Below are 18,308 nucleotides of genomic sequence, written 5' to 3'. Positions count from 1 at the left end.
CCCAAGAAGTGTTGCCAGGTGCGCTCGGTTCGACGGCAACGGGTTCACTCGAGTCGGGCGGCGGGCTGCAAGGCTTGGCGGCCGTGGGCAACTCGGGCGTCGTCGGCAAGCTGTCGGTACCGCCAGCCTGGACCTCGGCGGCGCCAGTGACAAGTCCCTTGCACTCGGCGTTGGGCGGTACCCCAATGGTGGCTCCGCCGCCGGCTGGAACACCCGGAATGCCCGGTGTCCCGCTGGGGAATGTGGCCGCACAACCCTACGGCCGCGCCGTCCCGCAATACGGCTTCCGCCCCATAGTGGTCATGAGACCGCCCGCAGCCGGCTGACGCGCGCCGTATTCGCCTGCGAGCTCTGCCCTTTCAGGAAACCTTCAGGAAAGGCGCAGTCTCGTTACAGGTGTAAATGACAATCGTTCCCTAACGTCTTACGTAGGTTGTTCCTGACGTTAGGAGAACTTCTGATGACGGCCGGCACCGCACCAGGCGCTGCGCCCCCTCGCCCCGGGGGCCGTGGCGGCGCCCGGGCCCGGCCGATCCCGAACGGTCCAGGGCACGGTCCGCACTCGCCTCGCTTCGCAGAGATATGTGGTTCGGCATGACATTTGCGCCCTGACGGCGAGATATTCGCGTTGCGATCCGACACCGGATAAATTTCTCGATGATCTGACGTACTTCGGGTATCCCCGAAGGACCTATACGTAGATTTGGGCACAAATTACGGGTATATCGAGATTTGCATTCAGCGTTTTGCTGCTGAGTTCTGTGATGACCTGTAAACTGTTCTATTGCGTTTTATGAGTATTGCTGTGCATCATCTTCACACCCGGTTCAGCAACACTGAGAGGTCTTGTTTACTTCGCGATTACACACGGGGAACGCAATGACAATATGCTCAAATAACGATGGCGTTCGATATCGACAGGGGGGCCTGTTTTAGCGAAGTACTTCGCGCTTGCCAAGCCCTTTCAACAGCGGGAGTGATGACCGTCCGCCGTAAGCCACCGGGCGGTGATCAAGGGGATGAAGAGGTAACACATATGGATTACGGGGCACTGCCACCCGAAATCAACTCAGGTCGCATGTACACGGGCCCCGGACCGGGACCGATGTTGGCCGCCGCCGCCGCCTGGGATGCGCTGGGAGCCGAATTACATTCCACTGCAGCGTCTTACGCGTCCGCAATCGAGAATCTCACGGCCGGAACCTGGCAGGGGCCCACCGCGATTGCGATGGCTGCCGCGGTCGGTCCCTACGTCTCGTGGATCTCCACCACGGCAACCCGGGCCGACCAGGCGGCGGCGCAAGCCAAGGTTGCGGTCGGAGCATACGAAACCGCTTTCGCCGCAACGGTTCCACCACCGGTGATTGCCGCGAACCGGGCGCTGCTGGTCTCGTTGATCGCGACCAATATCCTGGGACAGAACACGCCGGCCATCGCCGCGACGGAAGCTCAGTATCTGGAGATGTGGGCTCAGGATGCCGCCGCAATGTATGGTTACGCCGGATCATCCTCGGCAGCAACAGAATTGATGCCGTTCACCGAGCCGCCACAAACCACCAGCGCCTCGGGGCCGGCGCTGCAGGCGGCCGCGGTGGCCCAATCTACCGGCGCCTCAACCGGTTCCGATGTGGCGACGCAGCTGTCACAGCTGGTCACGTCGGTACCCGCGGCGCTGCAGAACCTCGGGACGACGGTCGGAGCTGCACCCACGACGGGGTCCACATCGTTCTTGCAGGGACTGGCCGTGCCACAGCTCGCGACGGTGTCACTGCCGCCCGGGCTGTCGGGGGACCTCGCGAATTGGAACACCGTCATGGGAACGCTCACCGGACCGTTCTCGCTGCAAGGTCTGAGTTCTGTTCCCGGTGGTCCGTTCCTGTCGTTCGGGCAGGTATACGCCTACGGGCAGAACGGGCAGGGCCTGGCGTCCTTCTTCACGCCCCCACAGCCGATTACCGGGGCACTGGCGCCCATCGCGCAGTCGATACCGCCGCACCTGACCGGCTCAGTCGGAGCCTCGGGCGCCATGGGACGAGCCGCGCTGGTGGGCAGCTTGTCTGTGCCGCAGGGGTGGACCACTGCCGCGCCAGCCATTCGAACCGTCGCCGCCACACTGTCAGCCAATCTGGCGGCCGCACCGGCGGCCACGCTGACGGGGGAGTCCGGTGTCTTCGGCCAGATGGCTCTGTCCAGCCTGGCAGGACGGGCCCTGGCCGCCACTACGTCGACCTCGGGAAGCGGAGGTGCGGCGGCCGCGTCACTGGGCGGCGTGGTCGCGGCAGCCGACCCGGCCGCAGCGATGATCTTCGTCCTGCCGGCTCTGGAGGAGTGAGCCGTGGCGATCGCGAATCGTATTCCGACACAAGCAATCCCGATGCTCTATCGGGGCAGGGGGTAGGCCGACATGTTTTACGCAGCGTTTCCGCCGGAGGTCAATTCGGGCCGGATGTACACCGGTCCGGGCGCCGGGCCCATGCTGGCCGCTGCGGCAGCGTGGAACGGGCTGGCCGCTGAACTGCAGTCCACCGCCGCATCTCTGACGGGGGTGATCACCGGCCTGACCAGTGGCCCGTGGGTCGGTCCGTCGTCGGCGGCCATGGCGGCAGCGGCGGTGCCCTACGTGACCTGGGTAAGCGCCACTGCCGCGCAGGCCACGCAAACAGCAAGCCAGGCCACCGCGGCCGCCGCCGCCTACGAGGCGGCTTTCGCTGCTCATGTGCCGCCGGAGGAGATCGCGGCCAACCGTGCCCAGTTGGCATCGCTGATGGCGACCAACTTGTTCGGACAGAACACCGCGGCGATCGCCGCCACGGAGGCCCAATACGCCGAGTTCTGGGCGCAGGACGCGCTGGCCATGGACACCTACGCCGGTTCGTCGGCCGCCGCGACCCGGGTGACACCGTTCACCGAGCCGCCGCAGATCGCCAATGCCGGCGGGTTGGTCAACCAGGCCGCCGCTGCCGCGCAGTCAGCGGGCACATCCAGTGGCACTGTCGCGCAGTCCATTCTGGCTGCCGGCGACCCGGCCTCGGGGTTGCTGCAGACACTGGCGAACCTGAGCACCGACTACACCGCCACCATCAACGGCCTGCTGAACGGCATGTTCGGACCGGCGGGGGCGTCCACCTACACGACGCTGTATTCCGCCCTCAAGGTGCCGTTGGGCTTCACGACGCAGTTCAACGACATCGGGCTGCTGATCAACTTCCCGGTATCGCAGTTCCTCAAGTTCGGGCCGCACTCCGCCGCCGGTCTGGCCGAGCTGCCGAAAGACGCGCTCGGCGGCGGGCTGGCGGCGCCGCACTGGGGCCGGGGTTGGCTGACCAGCGCCACGGCGCCGACGGCGAACTTCGGGCGCGGCACGCTGGTCGGGTCTTTGACGGTTCCGCCGAGCTGGGCCGCGAACACCCCGGCGATCAGGACTGTCGCCGCGGCGCTGTCAGCGGCCGGTCCCGAAGCCGTGCCGGCCGCCGAACTCGGCCAGGGCGGCCTGCTCAGCTCGATGTCGCTGGCCGGTATGACCGGAGCCGCCCTGGGCGCCGGCGTGCCCGGCCCCTCCGGGCGGACGGGTACGCGCAGCCGCCTCACGCCGGTGAAGGACCTCAAAGACCTGAAATCGCCGGAAATGCTCAAACGGATGGTCGCCCAGATCTCCGAAAGACCGGACAGTGTCCAGCACCACACCGTCGATCAGGAAGGTCTCGACAGTCTGCTCGAACAACTGGCCAAGAAACCCGGAATCCATGCGGTGCACCTGTCTAAAGGCGAGAAGACAGTAGTGCCGTCGGATGCGCAATTGGGCTGACCGAATAGGGCGCATATGGGCGCCCGGAACTCAAGAGGAACTGAAGAAAGGTATCGACATGAGACGGCTTCTCGCACTGCTCGGCGTCTGCGCCACGATCGGCCTGGCCGCCCCGGCGTATGCCGACCCCGCAGACGGTGGTGGGGGGGACGACGCGTTCCTCTCGGCTCTGCACACGGCCGACATCGGTTACAACTCGCCGGCTCAGGCGATTCGGTCCGCCCAGGCGGTGTGCACCTGCCTGAACAACGGCGAGTCGGGCTTGGAACTCGTCCATGATGTGCAGACGCACAACCCGGCGTTCAACTTGGACGCCGCGGCCGAGTTCGCCGTCATCTCGTCGAAGTACTACTGCCCGCAACATCTCTCGAAGAGCTGATGAATCCTTCTCCCGTCACCTGATTCTGGGTTTTGCACGGCAGCAGACCCAACCGGCCCGGCCCGAACCCGGCTCCACTTTCTCGGTGCCCAAACCGGAAGTACGTGGAATTGCGCGGTATGTCATTGGGGCATCTGGTGGACTTCATATGAGATCGACCGGACGTGCCCGCAGAATGGGAAACCGGCGATTACCATGGCGCCCACAATGGGGACCGGAGGGAATAGATGGACTTCGGGGCGTTGCCGCCGGAAATCAACTCGGGACGCATGTATACGGGGGCGGGATCGGGGCCGATGCTGGCTGCCGCGGCGGCGTGGGATGCGCTGGCCGCCGAGTTGCATTCCACCTCCGCGGCCTACCGCTCGACGGTCGATGGCGTCACCGTAGGGTCCTGGCACGGCCCGGCCGCCACGGCCATGCTGACGGCAGCGGCACCCTTCGTGGCCTGGCTGACCTCGACGGGGACACAGGCGGAACAGACGGCGGTTCAGGCTAAAGCTGCCGCGGCCGCCTACGAGGCCGCGTTCGCGGCGACCGTGCCGCCACCGGTGATCGAGGCCAACCGAAGTTTGCTGATGGCGTTGATCGCCACCAACCTGCTGGGTCAGAACACGGCCGCCATCGCTGCCACCGAGGCTCTCTATGTCGAGATGTGGGCCCAGGACGCCGCCGCAATGTACGGCTACGCGGCATCGTCGGCGTCCGCGACGGTGCTGACGCCGTTTACCGAGCCACCGGAGACCACCGACCCCTCGGGTGTGGGCCGACAGACCGCGGCGGTGACCGAGGCAGTCGGCGCCGCCGAGACGCAATCGGGGCTGTCGCAGCTGATGACCGCAGTGCCCAACGCGCTGCAGGCGGTGGGTCCGGCGGCAGCCGCACCGGCGGCTTCGACGCCGATCGGCTCGGTCATCGAAGCCATCAATCCGTACGTGGTGGCAATCCGGCCCTTCTTCGCCGCTATCACCGGTGCTTACAGCCCCATCATCGGATTCGTGCTCGCCGGCGGATGGTGGCTGTTCGCCCTGCAGATACTCGGGTTGTCCCAGAACGCGCCCGGCGTCGCCTCGCTGCTGAGTACCGGCGGAAAACCAATTGCCGGCCTCTCACCACTGCGCGCCGGCTACGTGGCAACAGTCACTCCCGGAGTTGCCGGATCAATGGGACAGTCCACCCTGGTTGGATCCCTGTCAGTGCCTCAAGGCTGGGTGACCGCCGCTCCGGTGATGAGGACGATGGCTTCCGTACTGCCTGCGGCCAGCCCCGCCGCTCTGGCCGCGGCGCCGGCGGCCGCTGAGGGCGGCTTATTCGGCGAAATGGCCATGGCGAGCCTGGCCGGACGCGCGCTGGCCGGGGCCAGCATCCGCACCGTGGGTAACGGCGCGGCCGGCAGCAACGGTGGCGTCGCAGCGGCCGACGACGTCGCCACCACGGCGACCATCATCGTGATACCGGCGGACTGACTTATGACATCCGCAGCAGAAAGGCCGGGCTTATGAGCTTTGCGGTGCGACCACCGGAGATCACCTCCGCTCTCATGTATGCCGGCCCGGGTGCCGCTCCGATGATTGCCGCCGCTGTCGCATGGGACGGCTTGGCAGCCGAATTACAATCCACGGCAGCCTCTTACGGCTTGATCGTCGACGGGTTGGCGAACGAATCGTGGACCGGGCCGTCAGCGGCCGCGATGGCAGCGGCTGCCGCGCCCTATGTGGCGTGGATGTCGGCGACCTCGGCACAGGCCAAGGCGGCGGCAGACCAGGCGAAGGCAGCCGTGAGCGCGTACGAGACGGCATTCGCGGCAGTTGTACCGCCGACGGAGATCGCAATCAACCGCAGCCAGCTGGCTCTGCTGGTGGCAACTAACCTCTTCGGGCAAAACACGGGCGCCATCGCCGCGCTGGAGGCGCAGTACGGGGAGATGTGGGCTCAGGACACCGCCGCGATGCTCGCATACACCACGTCGTCGGCGGCGGCCGCGCGACTGACGCCCTACACCGAACCACCGCAGATCACCAACGAATCAGGCCTCGCCGCCCAACAAGCTTCGGTCGGACAGGCCAGTGGGTTGGCGGCTGGTACCGCGGCGGCGACTGCTGCGGCAGCTGCGCCCACTGCGGCACCGGTGTTTCCGTTCGACATCGTCCTGCAGGTCTTCGAGGCACTGGGCAGCGGGGGCAGCGCGTACATCCAAGCCATGGGTCAGCTCCTCAATGCTCTGACAGGTACGCCATTGGCCGCCTCAACCTGGGAAAACACCTTCGGGATCCTGGCCGACATCGGTCGCTTCAGTGTGGTTGCCAACGACAGCATGAGCGTGCCGAACCTTGCCATGACCGAGTTCAAGCTCTTCTGGAAGCCCCCTCTGGAAAACATTCCCAAATCCGCGCTGGGAGCCGGGCTGGGGATGGCGCCGTCGGCCGGCCTGACCAGCGCGACATCCGCGAGCGTGGGCGAGGCCAACGTGGTGGGAAAGTTGTCGGTTCCGCCGAGTTGGGCCTCGGCGACTCCGGCGATCAGGATGGCCTCGACGGCGCTGTCGGCCACCAGCCTGTCCGCGGCACCCGCGGCGGGCGTGCCGGCGGACCTCGTCAACCAGATGGCCCTGGGGAGCATGACCGGTGGCGCACTCGGCGCGGGGGGCGCTCAAGTCCTCAGCGGCAGTGGTGCCCGGGCCCGGGCCAACGGCGGGAAAGGTCATGTCGAGCCGGTCAAGCTGGACAGCGTCATCGCGAAATTGCAGAAAGAACCGGACTCGGTGAAACACTGGAATGTCGATAAGGCCGGTTTGGACGCGCTCCTCGATAAGCTGTCGAAAGAGCCGGGAATCCACGCAGTGCACGTGTCCAACAAGGACAAGCCCAAGGTGACACTGCCCGATGCGCAATTGGGTGGCACATGAGGCCGGCGCTCGCAATAGCCGCGGTCGTCGCCACGATCGGTTTGGCTGTCCCCGCGCACGCAGACCCCAATGGCGACGATGCGGCGTTTCTCTCCGCTCTGGCCAACGCCGGCATCACCGTCCCCGACCCGAACCGGGCCATCACGTCCGCCCAAGCGGTATGCGGTCTGATGCGCAACGGCGAAACCGGTCTGCAGGTCCTGACGGACGTGCGGAACCAGAATCCCGGACTGACCCTGGATGGCGCGGCCCTGTTCACGGCTATCGCGTCGAATACCTATTGCCCCGAGCACCTGGGCCAACCCGAGGGCGGGTACTTCTAGCGGCAACCGGGTTCGCCTGGCCGCCACCGAGTGTTAACCCGATTCTGGTTGCCTTGCGGTTCGAGGAGAGGAGTGGCGCCGTGCACACGCTGACGATCGCCGATTTCGCGCTCCGCCTGGCCGTCGGCGTGGGATGCGGCGCCCTGATCGGGCTGGAGCGGCAATGGCGGGCGCGCATGGCGGGCCTGCGCACCAACGCGCTCGTGGCGGCCGGGGCGACGCTGTTCGTGCTCTACGCCGCGGCCACCGAGGACAGCAGCCCTACCCGGGTCGCGTCCTATGTGGTGTCCGGCATCGGATTCCTGGGCGGCGGTGTCATCCTGCGCGAGGGTGCCAACGTCCGGGGCCTCAACACGGCCGCCACGCTGTGGTGCTCGGCCGCGGTCGGCGTGCTGGCCGCCTCCGGACATCTGGTATTCGCCCTGATCGCCACCGGCACGGTGGTCGCCATCCACCTGCTGGGACGACCGCTGGGCCGGCTCATCGACCACGACAACTCCGGAGACGACGACGAGGGACTCGAGCCCTACCAGGTCCAAGTGGTGTGCCGGCCCAAATCGGCGAAGTACGCGCGCGCCCAGATCGTGCAGCACACCCGCAGCAACGACATCATCCTGCGCGGCATTCACACCGGACAAGCCGAAGACAACGTCGCCTTGACGGCACACGTACTTCTGGGCGGTCACTCCGCAGCCAAGCTGGAACGGCTGGTGGCTGAGTTGTCGCTGCAACCGGGCATCTATGCGGTGCACTGGTACGCCGGCGAGCAGACCACCCCGATGCTGCCCTCCGGCCAGCCCGACTGATCAGGGTCGCGCCTGCAGCTCCGGTGCGGCGGCGGCGAGCAGGTCGGCGCGACGGGCGGTCAGGGGCGGATAGATCCGTTTGGTGTTGATCGTCTGCTTGGTGGCCTTTGCCTGGGCACCCTGCGCGACCACGACGCGGTCCCATCCCTCGGTATATACCGCGCCCGCCGGGCCGAGGTCGAGAACCGTGACGTACCACGGGATCCGGAGCGCCAGCAGCGGCTCGCCGAACAGATCGCTGATCACGTTGTACCCCGCGTATCGCCCCATCGGCCGGCCATGCTGACACGACATGACCGAAAGGTGCTCCTCGTCCATCCGGGCAGCGGCCACGTCGCCTGCCGCGAAGACACCCGGAACCCCGATCACCCTCAAATAGTCATCGACCGCAACGCGCCCCAACCGGTCGCGGGTCACCGGCAACTGCTCGGTGAGCGCGCTGGCCCGCATCCCGGCACACCACACGACGGTGGCGGTGTCCAGCTGCTCTCCCGAGGTCAGTGACACGCTCGCCTGGCCGACGGCCGTGACGCCGACGCCGGTGCGGCACTCAACACCGTTGTAGGACAACGCTTTCTCTATCACCGGCCGGGCCGAAGCGCCCATGCCGGAACCGACCAGCGGATTGTGGTCGACCAGCACCACCCGCGGCGTCATGCCCAGTTCGCGCAGCCGGTGCGGCAACTCGCACGCGGTTTCGATCCCGGTCAGGCCGGCCCCTACCACCACAACGGTGGCCGCCGCCGGTTCGTCGGGCAGCGCTTCCAGATGGCGTCGCAGGCGCATGGCCCCGTCGTAGGTGTCGACGTCGAAACCGAACTCACGCAGTCCCGGAACGTCGGGTTTGTTCACGCCACTGCCCGCCGCCAGGACCAGGCGGTCATACCGGTACTCGGCGCCGGCCGATGTGGTCACCACGTGGGCGTCGACGTCGATACCCGTCACCTGCGCGGTGACATGGGCGACGCCGACGGGGTCGAGCAACTCCGCGAGCGGGATGCGGCAGCTGCTCAGGTCGGCCTCGTAATTGCGCACCCGGATGTCGTGGAACGGCTGAGTGCTGAGCACCGTCACCTCCACACCCCCCGACGGGACGGCGAGCTCGTCGAGGCGTCGCGCGGCACCCAGCGCGGTCCACAGCCCGGCGAAACCCGAGCCGATGATCAGGACCTGGCGGGCACCGACAGCACGTCGCGAATCTGGCCCAGCGTCGCCTTGGCCTGTTGCCCGGGAAGCAGCATCCATGTGTGCATGCCTCCCTCGAGTTCGTACCAGCCGATGTCCAGCCCTTCGGACGCCGCGCGGCTACGGAAGGCGCGGGCGTCGGGATTGAGTACATCATGGGTTCCGGTGAAAACCGTGAGCCTTGGCAGCCCGTCCAGTGGACCCACACTCGGGCTGAGCAGGGGAGTGTCGAGCGGGTCGCCGCCGGCGTAGCGGATGCCCGCGGCGCGCAGGTCGTCGAGATTGAGGAACGGATCGATCTTGGCGACGTTGGGCACCTCGGGGTCCGGCAACCCGAGGTGCATCCACGGCGAGAGCAGTACCGCATCCGTGGGCTGCGGCAGGCCCGCGTCGCGCACGGCGTGACACAGCGCGAACGCCATCCCGCCACCGGCCGAATCGCCCATGAAGGCAACGGAATCCGGATCACGCGTCTCCAGAATGCTGCGGTAGAGCTGTAGCAGGAACGGAAACACCTGTCGGTAGTTGCTTTCGGGCGCGATCGGGTAGATCGGCACCGTGATGGTGCGGTTGAGCATGGTCGCCAGCCGGGCAATGGCCGGCCAGTGAAAATGGGGGAGCAGATCCAGCACGTAGGCGCCACCGTGCAGGTAGATCAGGTGACCGCGGTGCTGCCGGGAGTCGACGTGGCGGGGGCTGACCTGGTAGACGGGGCGACCGTTGAGATCGCCGCGCACGACTTCGATCTTCTTCTGGACCAGCTTCGACGGCATCCCGCAATAGGGCGGCCGGGGGTTGGCGGCCCAGCTCGCCAGCTTCGCCGGCGGGAACATCCGGTTGCGCATGCCGGACGCCCGGAGCAGACGCTGCGTCACGTGGGGTTTGCGCACCGGGCGCCTCAGAGTCCTCACTGCTGCCCACCGTGACAGAACCCGGCACGGTGAGTGCGCGATGACAGTAATCTGTCTGCCGTGAGTGCTATAGCGGGCTTCTTTGCGGGGCTGCCTCCGGAGATGCGGGACCCGGTGCTGTTTGCCATACCGTTCTTCCTCTTGCTGTTGACCTTGGAGTGGACCGCGGCCCGCAAGCTGGAAAAGCTTGATGCCGCTGCGGCGAAGAACCCGTCGAAGGACAGGCCGTCATCGGGTGCGTACCTCACCCGCGATTCCATGGCGAGCATCTCGATGGGCCTGGTGTCGATAGCCACGACTGCGGCCTGGAAGACCCTGGCGCTGTTCGGGTATGCCGCGATCTATGCCTACCTCGCTCCGTGGCACCTCCCCGCGACCAAGTGGTACACCTGGGTCGTCGCGATCGTCGGCGTAGACCTGCTGTACTACGCCTACCACCGCACCGCCCACCGCATCCGGCTCATCTGGGCTACCCACCAGGCGCACCATTCAAGCCAATACTTCAACTTCGCCACTGCGCTGCGGCAAAAGTGGAACAACAGCGGCGAGATCCTGATGTGGCTGCCGCTGCCGCTGCTCGGACTTCCCCCGTGGCTGATCTTCTTCAGCTGGTCGCTGAACCTGATCTATCAGTTCTGGGTGCACACCGAGCGCATCGACAAGCTGCCGCGCTGGTTCGAGTTCATCTTCAACACTCCGTCGCACCACCGGGTGCACCACGGCATGGATCCGGTCTATCTGGACAAGAACTACGGCGGAATTTTCATCATCTTCGACCGGATGTTCGGCAGCTTCCAGAAGGAACTATTCCGGCCGCACTACGGCCTGACCAAGCAGGTGGACACCTTCAACATCTGGAAATTGCAGACCCACGAGTACGTGGCGATCGCTCGCGACGTCCGATCGGCCACCCGGCTGCGCGACCGGTTCGGCTACGTGTTCGGACCTCCCGGTTGGACGCCGCGCACGGCCGGGCGGGCCGAGAAAAGCAGCCCGCTTGCGGCGTCTCGGTAACGCATCGGTCACGAGGCGCGAAAACCACTATGGGGTTATCAATCCGTAACCTCGATAGGGGAGGTCGGCGCTGTGTCGGCCCGGGATGGATCGGAGTCCGATGGTGCGCCGGACGGTGTTGCGTTCAGTAACGGCATCCCTGATGCTCGTGGCGTCGGTGTCGGCGCTTGCGCCGGCAATTGCCGTCGCGGACCCCGCGGTCGTTTATCCGGGGATGGAGATTCATCAGGACAACCGGGTGTGCACGCTGGGATTCGTCGACGTCCGGATGCACATGGCTTACACGGCCGGACACTGCCGCGGGGGCGGCACCGTGACCGACCAGGCCAACAACGTCATCGGCCGCATGACGACCTTCCGTGACAACACTCCGACCGGTTCGACGGTGGCCACCGACCAGATGATCGCCGACTACGAGGCGATTGCCCTGGCCGACAACGTGACCGTGAGCAACGCGCTGCCGGGTGGCCGGCAACTGCGCTCCGGACCGGGCACGGTGGCGCCGGGCCAGGCCGTCTGCCATTTCGGCATCATCACCGGCGAGACCTGCGGAACGGTCGACAGCGTCAACAACGGCTGGTTCACCATGAGCAACGGTGTCCAGACCCAGCAGGGCGACTCGGGCGGCCCGATCTACCTGGCGGGTGACGGGTCCGGCCAGATCGTCGGGATCTTCAACAGCGTGTGGGGCACGCTGCCGGCGGCGGTCTCCTGGCAGGCGGTCACCCAGCAGGTTCACGAGGACACCGGCTTCAATCCGTAGTCTTTCGTGCGACGGTTCGCCACGGACTAGAGCCGGATTCCAATTATCGCAGTGTGTCGGCATCGGGTTCATGCGTTTCTCACATTTTATTAGCTGTGGTTGACGCCTGAAACTCAAATGCATTGCCGATTAGTGTTTTTCGCATTCGAAATGCTCGCGATTTCGTTTGCCCTGAACTGGCGGCGCGGATCGCTTATATACCAATTAGGCAGCCAAATCAACGGCCGAAATAGTCGAGGAGAATTGCTGGAAATCAGGCATTTTTCGGAAAACCGAAGTTACGATCCGAGCCTGGGTCCTTCGGGGTCGCCGATCACAGGAACGGTGGCAGCCGACGGCCCACGATCGGGACTTTGCCGGGATCGGGCCCCCGGGATCATCACATCCCCTCACCACATAGACAGACAGGGCCCGTTTCATGTCGCAGGTGATCGCGTTCCCCGCAGCGATGACGGCAGCAGCCGCAGACGTCGCCGGAATCGGATCGGTAGTCAGCACCGCCAACCAGATGGTGGCCGGCGCCACGACCAGTGTGCTGGCCGCGGCCGAAGACGAGGTGTCGGCGGCTATCGCGGCCCTGTTTTCCCTCCACGGCCAGACCTATCAGACCTTCAGCGGCCAGGCGGCCGCGGTTCATGACCAGTTCGTGCGCACCCTGATGGGGAGCGCCAATGCCTACGCATCCGCCGAAGTGACCAGCGCCGAACAGTTGGTGCTCGAGGTGGTCAACGCCCCCACCCGAATGTTGTTGGGCCGACCGCTGATCGGCAATGGCGCCGACGGCGCAGCAGGAACCGGAGCCAACGGCGGGGCAGGTGGGCTGCTGTGGGGCAACGGGGGCAACGGCGGGTCCGGAGCGGCCGGGCAGTCCGGCGGCCGGGGCGGCGATGCCGGCCTTTTCGGCAACGGCGGCCGGGGCGGTGCCGGCGGTATCGGCCTGACCGGGGCCACCGGCGGCGCGGGCGTTCAAGGTGGCACCGGCGGGGCCGGCGGCACTGGTGGAGCCGGCGGTAACGGCGGATTGCTGTGGGGCGCCGGCGGCGGCGGCGGCATCGGCGGCGCGGGCGGCGTCGGGGGGACGGGCGGAGCGGGCCTAGCCGGAACCGCCGGTGTTGACGGAGTGAATGCCGGGGCCGGCGGCGCAGGTCAGACCGGTGGTCAGGGCGGTATGGGCGGCGTCGGCGGGGCGGGCGGAGCCGGTGGCGCGTCCGGATTCTTCGGCGGCAACTCGGGTACGAGCGGCAGTAGCGGCAACGGCGGTGTGGGTGGCACCGGCGGGATGGGCGGCCACGGTGGCGCGGGCGCAGCAGACAGTGGCTCCGGTGCCGGGATCGGTGGTGCCGGTGGCACAGGCGGGGCCGCCGGTCTTGGCGGCAGTGGGGCGGTCACGGGCGGCGCGGGCACCGGCGGGACCGGGGGCACCGGGGGTACGGGTGGTACGGGGCTGGAAGGCGAAACCGGCACGGGCTTTAACGGCGGCGGTGTCATGGGCGCTCAAGGTGGAACCGGAGGCGTCGGTGGCACTGGCGGGGCTGGCAACGGCGGTGTCAACGGTAACGGCGGTACGGGCGGAACCGGGGGCACCGGCGGCAGGGGAGGCGACGGGATCGGTGCAGGCGATGGCGGCACCGGTGGGACGGGCGGTGACGCCGGACGCGGCGGGGCCGCCGGCACCGGCGGCACGGGAGGACGAATCGGCGACTCCGGCGTGGGCGGCACCGGCGGCGACGGCGGGACCGGGGCCGCCGGCGGCTACGGCGGCGACGGGGGCGTATCGCGAGGCTATGGGGTGGGAACCGCCACCGGCGGGACCGGCGGGGCTGGAGGTGCCGCGACGGTAGGCGTGGGTGGCGACGGCGGCCGCGGCGGAGGCGCGTTCCATGAAGGGAGCGGCGACGCCTTCGGTGGCAAGGGCGGGACTGCCGGCGTCGGACCTGCTGGTAGTGGCGCCGGAGGCAGTGGCGGCGATGTGCTTCACTCGGGCACCGGGAACGCATTCGGCGGAGCCGGCGCCGCCGGCACGGACGGCGGTGTCACCTCCGCAGGCGGTAACGGCGGCGGTGGCGGCAGCGCGATCATCGACAACGAGACGTCTGCGGCCACGGCGACCGGCGGCGCCGGCGGTGCCGGCGGCACGGGAACCGCCGGCGGCTATGGCGGGGGAGGCGGGTTCGTAGAAAACCGCGGCATTGGCGACGCCGTCGGCGGCGCGGGCGGGGCCGGGGGCGTCGGCATCAGCGCCAGCGGAGGCGACGGCGGAGCAGGCGGGTTGGCGTATACGAACAACATCGCGTCGCCGGGGCTCGCCACCGGCGGTGTGGGTGGAGCCGGCGGCGCCGGTGTCACCGGAGGGTTCGGCGGTGAGGGTGGTGCCGCGGGAACCGAGGGCACGACAACCGCGATTGCCGCTGTGGGCGGCGCCGGCGGGTCGGGAACATCCGGCAATGGGGGTGACGGTGGACGAGGCGGACTGGGGTATGCCGGCGCATCGTCGACGGTCGATGCCTTTGGTGCCGCCGGTGGCGCCGGCGGGGACAGTGCGACCGGCAGCGGCGGAGCGGGCGGAAGGGGCGGCGATGCCAGGAATTTGGGCAGCGGCGACGCCATCGGCGCCGACGGAGCGCGTGGCGGCACCGGCGGGGGCGGCGGCGCAGGCGGCCGCGGCGGTGATGCGGCCAGCGAGGGTTCCGGAAACGCAGTTGGCGGCAACGGCGTGGCCGGGACCGCCGGCGGTGCCACCGCGACCGGCGGTGCAGGCGGCGAGGGTGGCTCGGCCTTGATTGGCAGTGAGACGTCGACAGCGACTGCTACGGCCGGCCGCGGTGGCGATGGAGCCGACGGCGGTGCCGGTGGCGGCGCGGGCGGGCGCGGCGGCGACGCCGTCGTGTTGCAGGCCACTTCCACTGCCACCGCCGCGGGCGGGGACGGCGGTAACGGCGGCAATGCGATGCAGCCTGCCGGCAGCGGCGGTCCTGGTGGCGACGGCGGCGATGGCTTGGGTTACGCGCAGGTCAGCGCCGGTGCCGGCGGCACCGGTGGCCTGGGGGGCGCGGCCGGCGCCGACGGCTTGGACGGATCCCCAGGGACTACCGGCACCCCTTAACGAGCGAGAGCGAACACCGGAATGCGGGTCGCGGCGGCGCGCAACTCGTCGTCGCCGGAATCCGGCGTCACGCCGCCCACATAATCCTTCACCTGCCAGTACCACCGCTGCAGATACCGGCGCAGGATCTCGGGTTTACCGTCGTCGGCGACCTCGGTGACGGTGGCCCGTCGCCGTCGCCAGCGCGGGCCGGTTTCGACGACCCCGGCGGCCCTGACATTGCGCGCCCACTGCGTGTTGCCGCGGGGCGACACGAGATACTCGTCCCCGTTGAGGATCAGCAGGTTGACCACCACGCTGCGCGGCTTCCCGGTCTTGCGGCCTCGCACTCGCAGCGCCCGGGTCCCGGCGATGCTGATGCCCAGTTCGGCGAGCCAGCGGATCACCGCATTCGCGGACCGGGCGGCCGCATTCGGTTGTTGATACTGCGTGGACATGCTGACCTCCCTCAACCCAATACGAGAGCACTGCTCTCGTATTGGGTTGACCGTGTCACAACCGTGACCGAAAAGCAAGAGCGGTGATCTCGGTCCTGCCAGACTTGACCCCGTGGGCACACGCCAGGAATCGCGGGAGCAGATCGAGGCGAAGATCATCGAACTCGGGCGCCGCCATCTGGTGGAGCACGGCGCGGCCGGGTTGTCGCTGCGAGCGATTGCCCGCGAGTTGGGCATGGTTTCCTCGGCCGTTTACCGCTACGTCGCCAACCGGGACGAACTGCTGACCCTGCTCCTTGTCGACGCCTACTCCGACCTGGCCGACGCGGTGCGCCAGGCCCGCGACGGCACCGAGAGCGACTTCTGGAGCGACGACGTGCTGGCCATCACGCACGCGGTGCGCGCCTGGGCTGTCGCGCACCCGGCGCGCTGGGCGCTGCTGTACGGCAGCCCGGTACCCGGATACCACGCGCCGCCGGACCGCACGGTGGGAGTCGGCACCCGCGTGGTCGCAGACCTGTTCGACGCCATCGCGACCGGAATCACGACGGGCGACATCAAGCTGACCAGTGATGCTGCGCCGCAACCGATGTCGTCTGATTTCGAACGCATCCGGCGCGAGTTCGGCTTTCCGGGCGACGATCGCGTGATGGCCCGTTGCTTCCTGTTGTGGGCCGGCGTGCTGGGGGCGATCAGCATGGAGGTGTTCCAGCAGTACGGGTCCGACACCGTGACCGACCCCAGGAGCGTGTTCGACACCCAGGTCCGGTTGCTGATCGGCCTGTTCGACCAGCCGAACTAGAACATGTTCAGCAGGCCGCCGTGGGGCCGGTGCTGGCCTCGGCGGCAAAGTTTTTCCCCGTTCTTTCTGCCGACCGCGCGCTGCGATAGTCTGCGTGACGATGAACTTTCTTGCTGCGTCACCGATCCAGATCGCCTGGGTGACGCCGGACCTCGAGGCCACGGAAACGGCTCTCACCGGGCTTTTAGGCGCTCGCAAGTGGGTGCGGATACCCGACGTCCACTTTGCGCCGGACACCTGCAGCTTCCGCGGTGAGCCTGCTGACTTCGTCGCGGGCATTTCGCTGAGCTACCTCGGAGACATGCAGCTGGAACTGATCGCGCCGGTCCGCGGAGAGAATATCTATAGTGAATTCCTGCGGGACCATGGCCCCGGTCTGCACCACATATGCATGGAGGCCGAATCGCTGGGGGCGTTCGACGCCGCACTTGCCGACGCGACCCGTCACGATGCTGAGGTGGTGCAACAGGGCGTCATGCCCGGCGGCATTCACTTCGCCTACGTCAGCGCGCCGCAGGCGGGTGTCCCGTTTGTGGAGATCGCGTACCTCTCGCCCGAGATCAAAGCGTTCTACGACTACATAAAACAGGAGCAGCGGTGAGCACCGACATCCCCACCACGGTCAACGTGGACACGGTCGAGTCCTGGTCGGACGAGGTCGACGTGCTGGTGATCGGCTTCGGCATCGCCGGTGGCTGCGCGGCCGTCAGCGCCGCGGCCGCGGGTGCACGGGTGCTCGTACTGGAACGGGCAGCCGCCGCCGGTGGGACCACCGCAATGGCCGGCGGCCACTTCTATCTGGGCGGCGGCACCGCGGTCCAGGAGGCGACGGGTCATGCCGACTCTCCCGAGGAGATGTACAAGTACCTGGTCGCGGTGTCCCGCGAGCCCGAGCTCGACAAGATCCGCGCCTATTGCGAGGACAGTGTCGAGCATTTCAATTGGCTTGAGGCACTTGGCTTTCAGTTCGAGCGCAGTTACTACCCCGGCAAAGTGGTGGTGCCGCCGGGCACCGAGGGGCTGAGTTACACGGGCAACGAGAAGGTGTGGCCGTTCTGCGAGCAGGCCAAGCCCGCGCCGCGCGGACACTCCGTGCCGGTGCCCGGTGAACTGGGCGGCGCAGCGATGGTGATCGACCTGCTGGTCAAACGCGCTGACGAACTCGGCGTGCAGGTCCAGTACGAGACCGGGGTCACCAACCTGATCGTCGACAACGACGGCGCGGTTGTCGGCGTGAGCTGGAAGCACTTCTCCGACACCGGCGCGGTGCGGGCGAAAGCGGTTGTCATCGCGGCCGGCGGCTTCGCGATGAACCCCGACATGGTCGCCGAGCACACGCCGGCGCTGGGTCAGCCGCGGCGCACCAAGCACCATGGCCTGGTGGCGCCGTACATCCTGGGCAATCCACACGACGACGGGCTGGCCATCCGGCTGGGCGAGTCGGCCGGGGGTGCCACCAAATACATGGACGAGCTGTTCATCACCGCGGCGGCTTATCCGCCGGAGATCCTGCTGACGGGCATCATCGTCAACAAGGACGGCAAACGTTTCGTTGCGGAGGACTCCTACCACTCGCGCACTTCGGCCTTCGTGCTCGAACAGCCGGAGCAGACCGCCTACCTGATCGTCGACGAAGCACACATGCAGATGCCGGCGATGCCGCTGATCAAATTCCTCGACGGGTACGAGACCATCGCCGAGATGGAGACGGCCCTGGGCATACCGGCGGGCAATCTCGCCGCATCCCTGGACCGCTACAACGAATTCGCCGCCAAGGGCGAGGACCCGGACTTCCATAAACAGCCCGAATACGTTGCGCCACAGGATAAAAGCCCATGGGCGGTATTCGACCTGTCGCTCGGGCGGGCGATGTAC

Annotated in this window: 16 protein-coding genes and 1 pseudogene; 14 read left to right on the top strand and 3 right to left on the bottom strand. The window is 67.5% G+C overall.

Annotation, left to right across the window (positions count from 1 at the left end):
- Positions 1-5: 5 nt before the first annotated feature.
- The 8 genes and pseudogenes from QXH22_RS28155 to QXH22_RS28120 all read left to right on the top strand — a co-directional run.
- Positions 6-326 (top strand): annotated as a pseudogene (locus QXH22_RS28155) (PE/PPE C-terminal domain-containing protein); the annotation flags it as partial.
- Positions 327-1,036: 710 nt separating this feature from the next.
- Entirely contained in the window at positions 1,037-2,332 is a 1,296-nt protein-coding gene (locus tag QXH22_RS28150) for a PPE family protein (RefSeq protein ID WP_306277627.1), read from the top strand.
- A gap of 72 nt (positions 2,333-2,404) precedes the next feature.
- Complete coding sequence (locus tag QXH22_RS28145; RefSeq protein WP_306240501.1) at positions 2,405-3,805, top strand: PPE family protein; 1,401 nt, start codon at positions 2,405-2,407, stop codon at positions 3,803-3,805.
- A 58-nt stretch (positions 3,806-3,863) separates the two neighbouring features.
- Entirely contained in the window at positions 3,864-4,184 is a 321-nt protein-coding gene (locus QXH22_RS28140; RefSeq protein ID WP_306240500.1) for a DUF732 domain-containing protein, read from the top strand.
- Positions 4,185-4,411: 227 nt separating this feature from the next.
- Complete coding sequence (locus QXH22_RS28135) at positions 4,412-5,650, top strand: PPE family protein (RefSeq protein ID WP_306240499.1); 1,239 nt, start codon at positions 4,412-4,414, stop codon at positions 5,648-5,650.
- Positions 5,651-5,682: 32 nt separating this feature from the next.
- Positions 5,683-7,089, top strand: coding sequence for a PPE family protein (locus tag QXH22_RS28130; protein WP_306277626.1), 1,407 nt, complete (start codon positions 5,683-5,685; stop codon positions 7,087-7,089).
- Positions 7,086-7,412 carry a DUF732 domain-containing protein gene (locus QXH22_RS28125; protein ID WP_306277625.1) on the top strand — a complete coding sequence of 109 codons (327 nt, stop codon included), beginning with the start codon at positions 7,086-7,088 and terminating at the stop codon, positions 7,410-7,412. The genes QXH22_RS28130 and QXH22_RS28125 overlap by 4 nt, the downstream gene beginning before the upstream one ends.
- Positions 7,413-7,492: 80 nt before the next feature.
- The gene (locus tag QXH22_RS28120) at positions 7,493-8,218 is read left to right on the top strand and encodes an MgtC/SapB family protein (RefSeq protein ID WP_306240496.1); all 726 of its coding nucleotides are present in this window, start codon (positions 7,493-7,495) and stop codon (positions 8,216-8,218) included.
- On the opposite strand, the gene QXH22_RS28115 is transcribed toward QXH22_RS28120, so the two are convergent.
- Positions 8,219-9,463 (bottom strand): NAD(P)/FAD-dependent oxidoreductase, encoded by a 1,245-nt coding sequence (locus QXH22_RS28115; RefSeq protein ID WP_306277624.1) that lies wholly within the window; start codon positions 9,461-9,463, stop codon positions 8,219-8,221.
- Positions 9,382-10,314, bottom strand: coding sequence for an alpha/beta hydrolase fold domain-containing protein (locus QXH22_RS28110; protein ID WP_306240492.1), 933 nt, complete (start codon positions 10,312-10,314; stop codon positions 9,382-9,384). The genes QXH22_RS28115 and QXH22_RS28110 overlap by 82 nt, the downstream gene beginning before the upstream one ends.
- A 60-nt stretch (positions 10,315-10,374) precedes the next feature.
- Between QXH22_RS28110 and QXH22_RS28105 the strand changes: the two genes are divergently transcribed.
- From QXH22_RS28105 to QXH22_RS28095, 3 genes are all read left to right on the top strand, one after another.
- Complete coding sequence (locus QXH22_RS28105) at positions 10,375-11,328, top strand: sterol desaturase family protein (RefSeq protein WP_306240491.1); 954 nt, start codon at positions 10,375-10,377, stop codon at positions 11,326-11,328.
- 100 nt (positions 11,329-11,428) lie between these two features.
- Positions 11,429-12,091: a hypothetical protein gene (locus QXH22_RS28100; RefSeq protein WP_306240490.1), complete on the top strand. Its 663-nt coding sequence runs from the start codon at positions 11,429-11,431 to the stop codon at positions 12,089-12,091.
- 418 nt (positions 12,092-12,509) lie between these two features.
- Positions 12,510-15,194, top strand: a complete 2,685-nt coding sequence (locus tag QXH22_RS28095) for a PE family protein (protein WP_306277623.1) — start codon at positions 12,510-12,512, stop codon at positions 15,192-15,194.
- Here QXH22_RS28095 and QXH22_RS28090 read toward each other — a convergent pair.
- A complete protein-coding gene (locus QXH22_RS28090) occupies positions 15,191-15,631 on the bottom strand; it encodes a nitroreductase/quinone reductase family protein (RefSeq protein WP_306277622.1) in 441 nt (146 codons plus the stop codon). The two genes, QXH22_RS28095 and QXH22_RS28090, sit on opposite strands and share 4 nt — an antisense overlap.
- Before the next feature lie 112 nt (positions 15,632-15,743).
- Here QXH22_RS28090 and QXH22_RS28085 point away from each other — a divergent pair, with 112 nt between their 5' ends.
- From QXH22_RS28085 to QXH22_RS28075, 3 genes are all read left to right on the top strand, one after another.
- Positions 15,744-16,433 carry a TetR/AcrR family transcriptional regulator gene (locus tag QXH22_RS28085; protein ID WP_306276876.1) on the top strand — a complete coding sequence of 230 codons (690 nt, stop codon included), beginning with the start codon at positions 15,744-15,746 and terminating at the stop codon, positions 16,431-16,433.
- A gap of 100 nt (positions 16,434-16,533) precedes the next feature.
- On the top strand, positions 16,534-17,034 hold the full coding sequence (locus QXH22_RS28080) for a VOC family protein (RefSeq protein WP_306276875.1): 501 nt from the start codon (positions 16,534-16,536) through the stop codon (positions 17,032-17,034).
- Positions 17,031-18,308, top strand: a 1,278-nt coding sequence (locus tag QXH22_RS28075; RefSeq protein WP_306277621.1) for an FAD-binding protein, incomplete at its 3' end; no start/stop codon positions are given. The genes QXH22_RS28080 and QXH22_RS28075, both read left to right, overlap by 4 nt.

The sequence above is a fragment of the Mycobacterium sp. TY814 genome, from assembly GCF_030755175.1.
Taxonomy (GTDB): Bacteria; Actinomycetota; Actinomycetes; order Mycobacteriales; family Mycobacteriaceae; genus Mycobacterium.
This window is presented reverse-complemented; position numbering and strand designations above follow the sequence as displayed.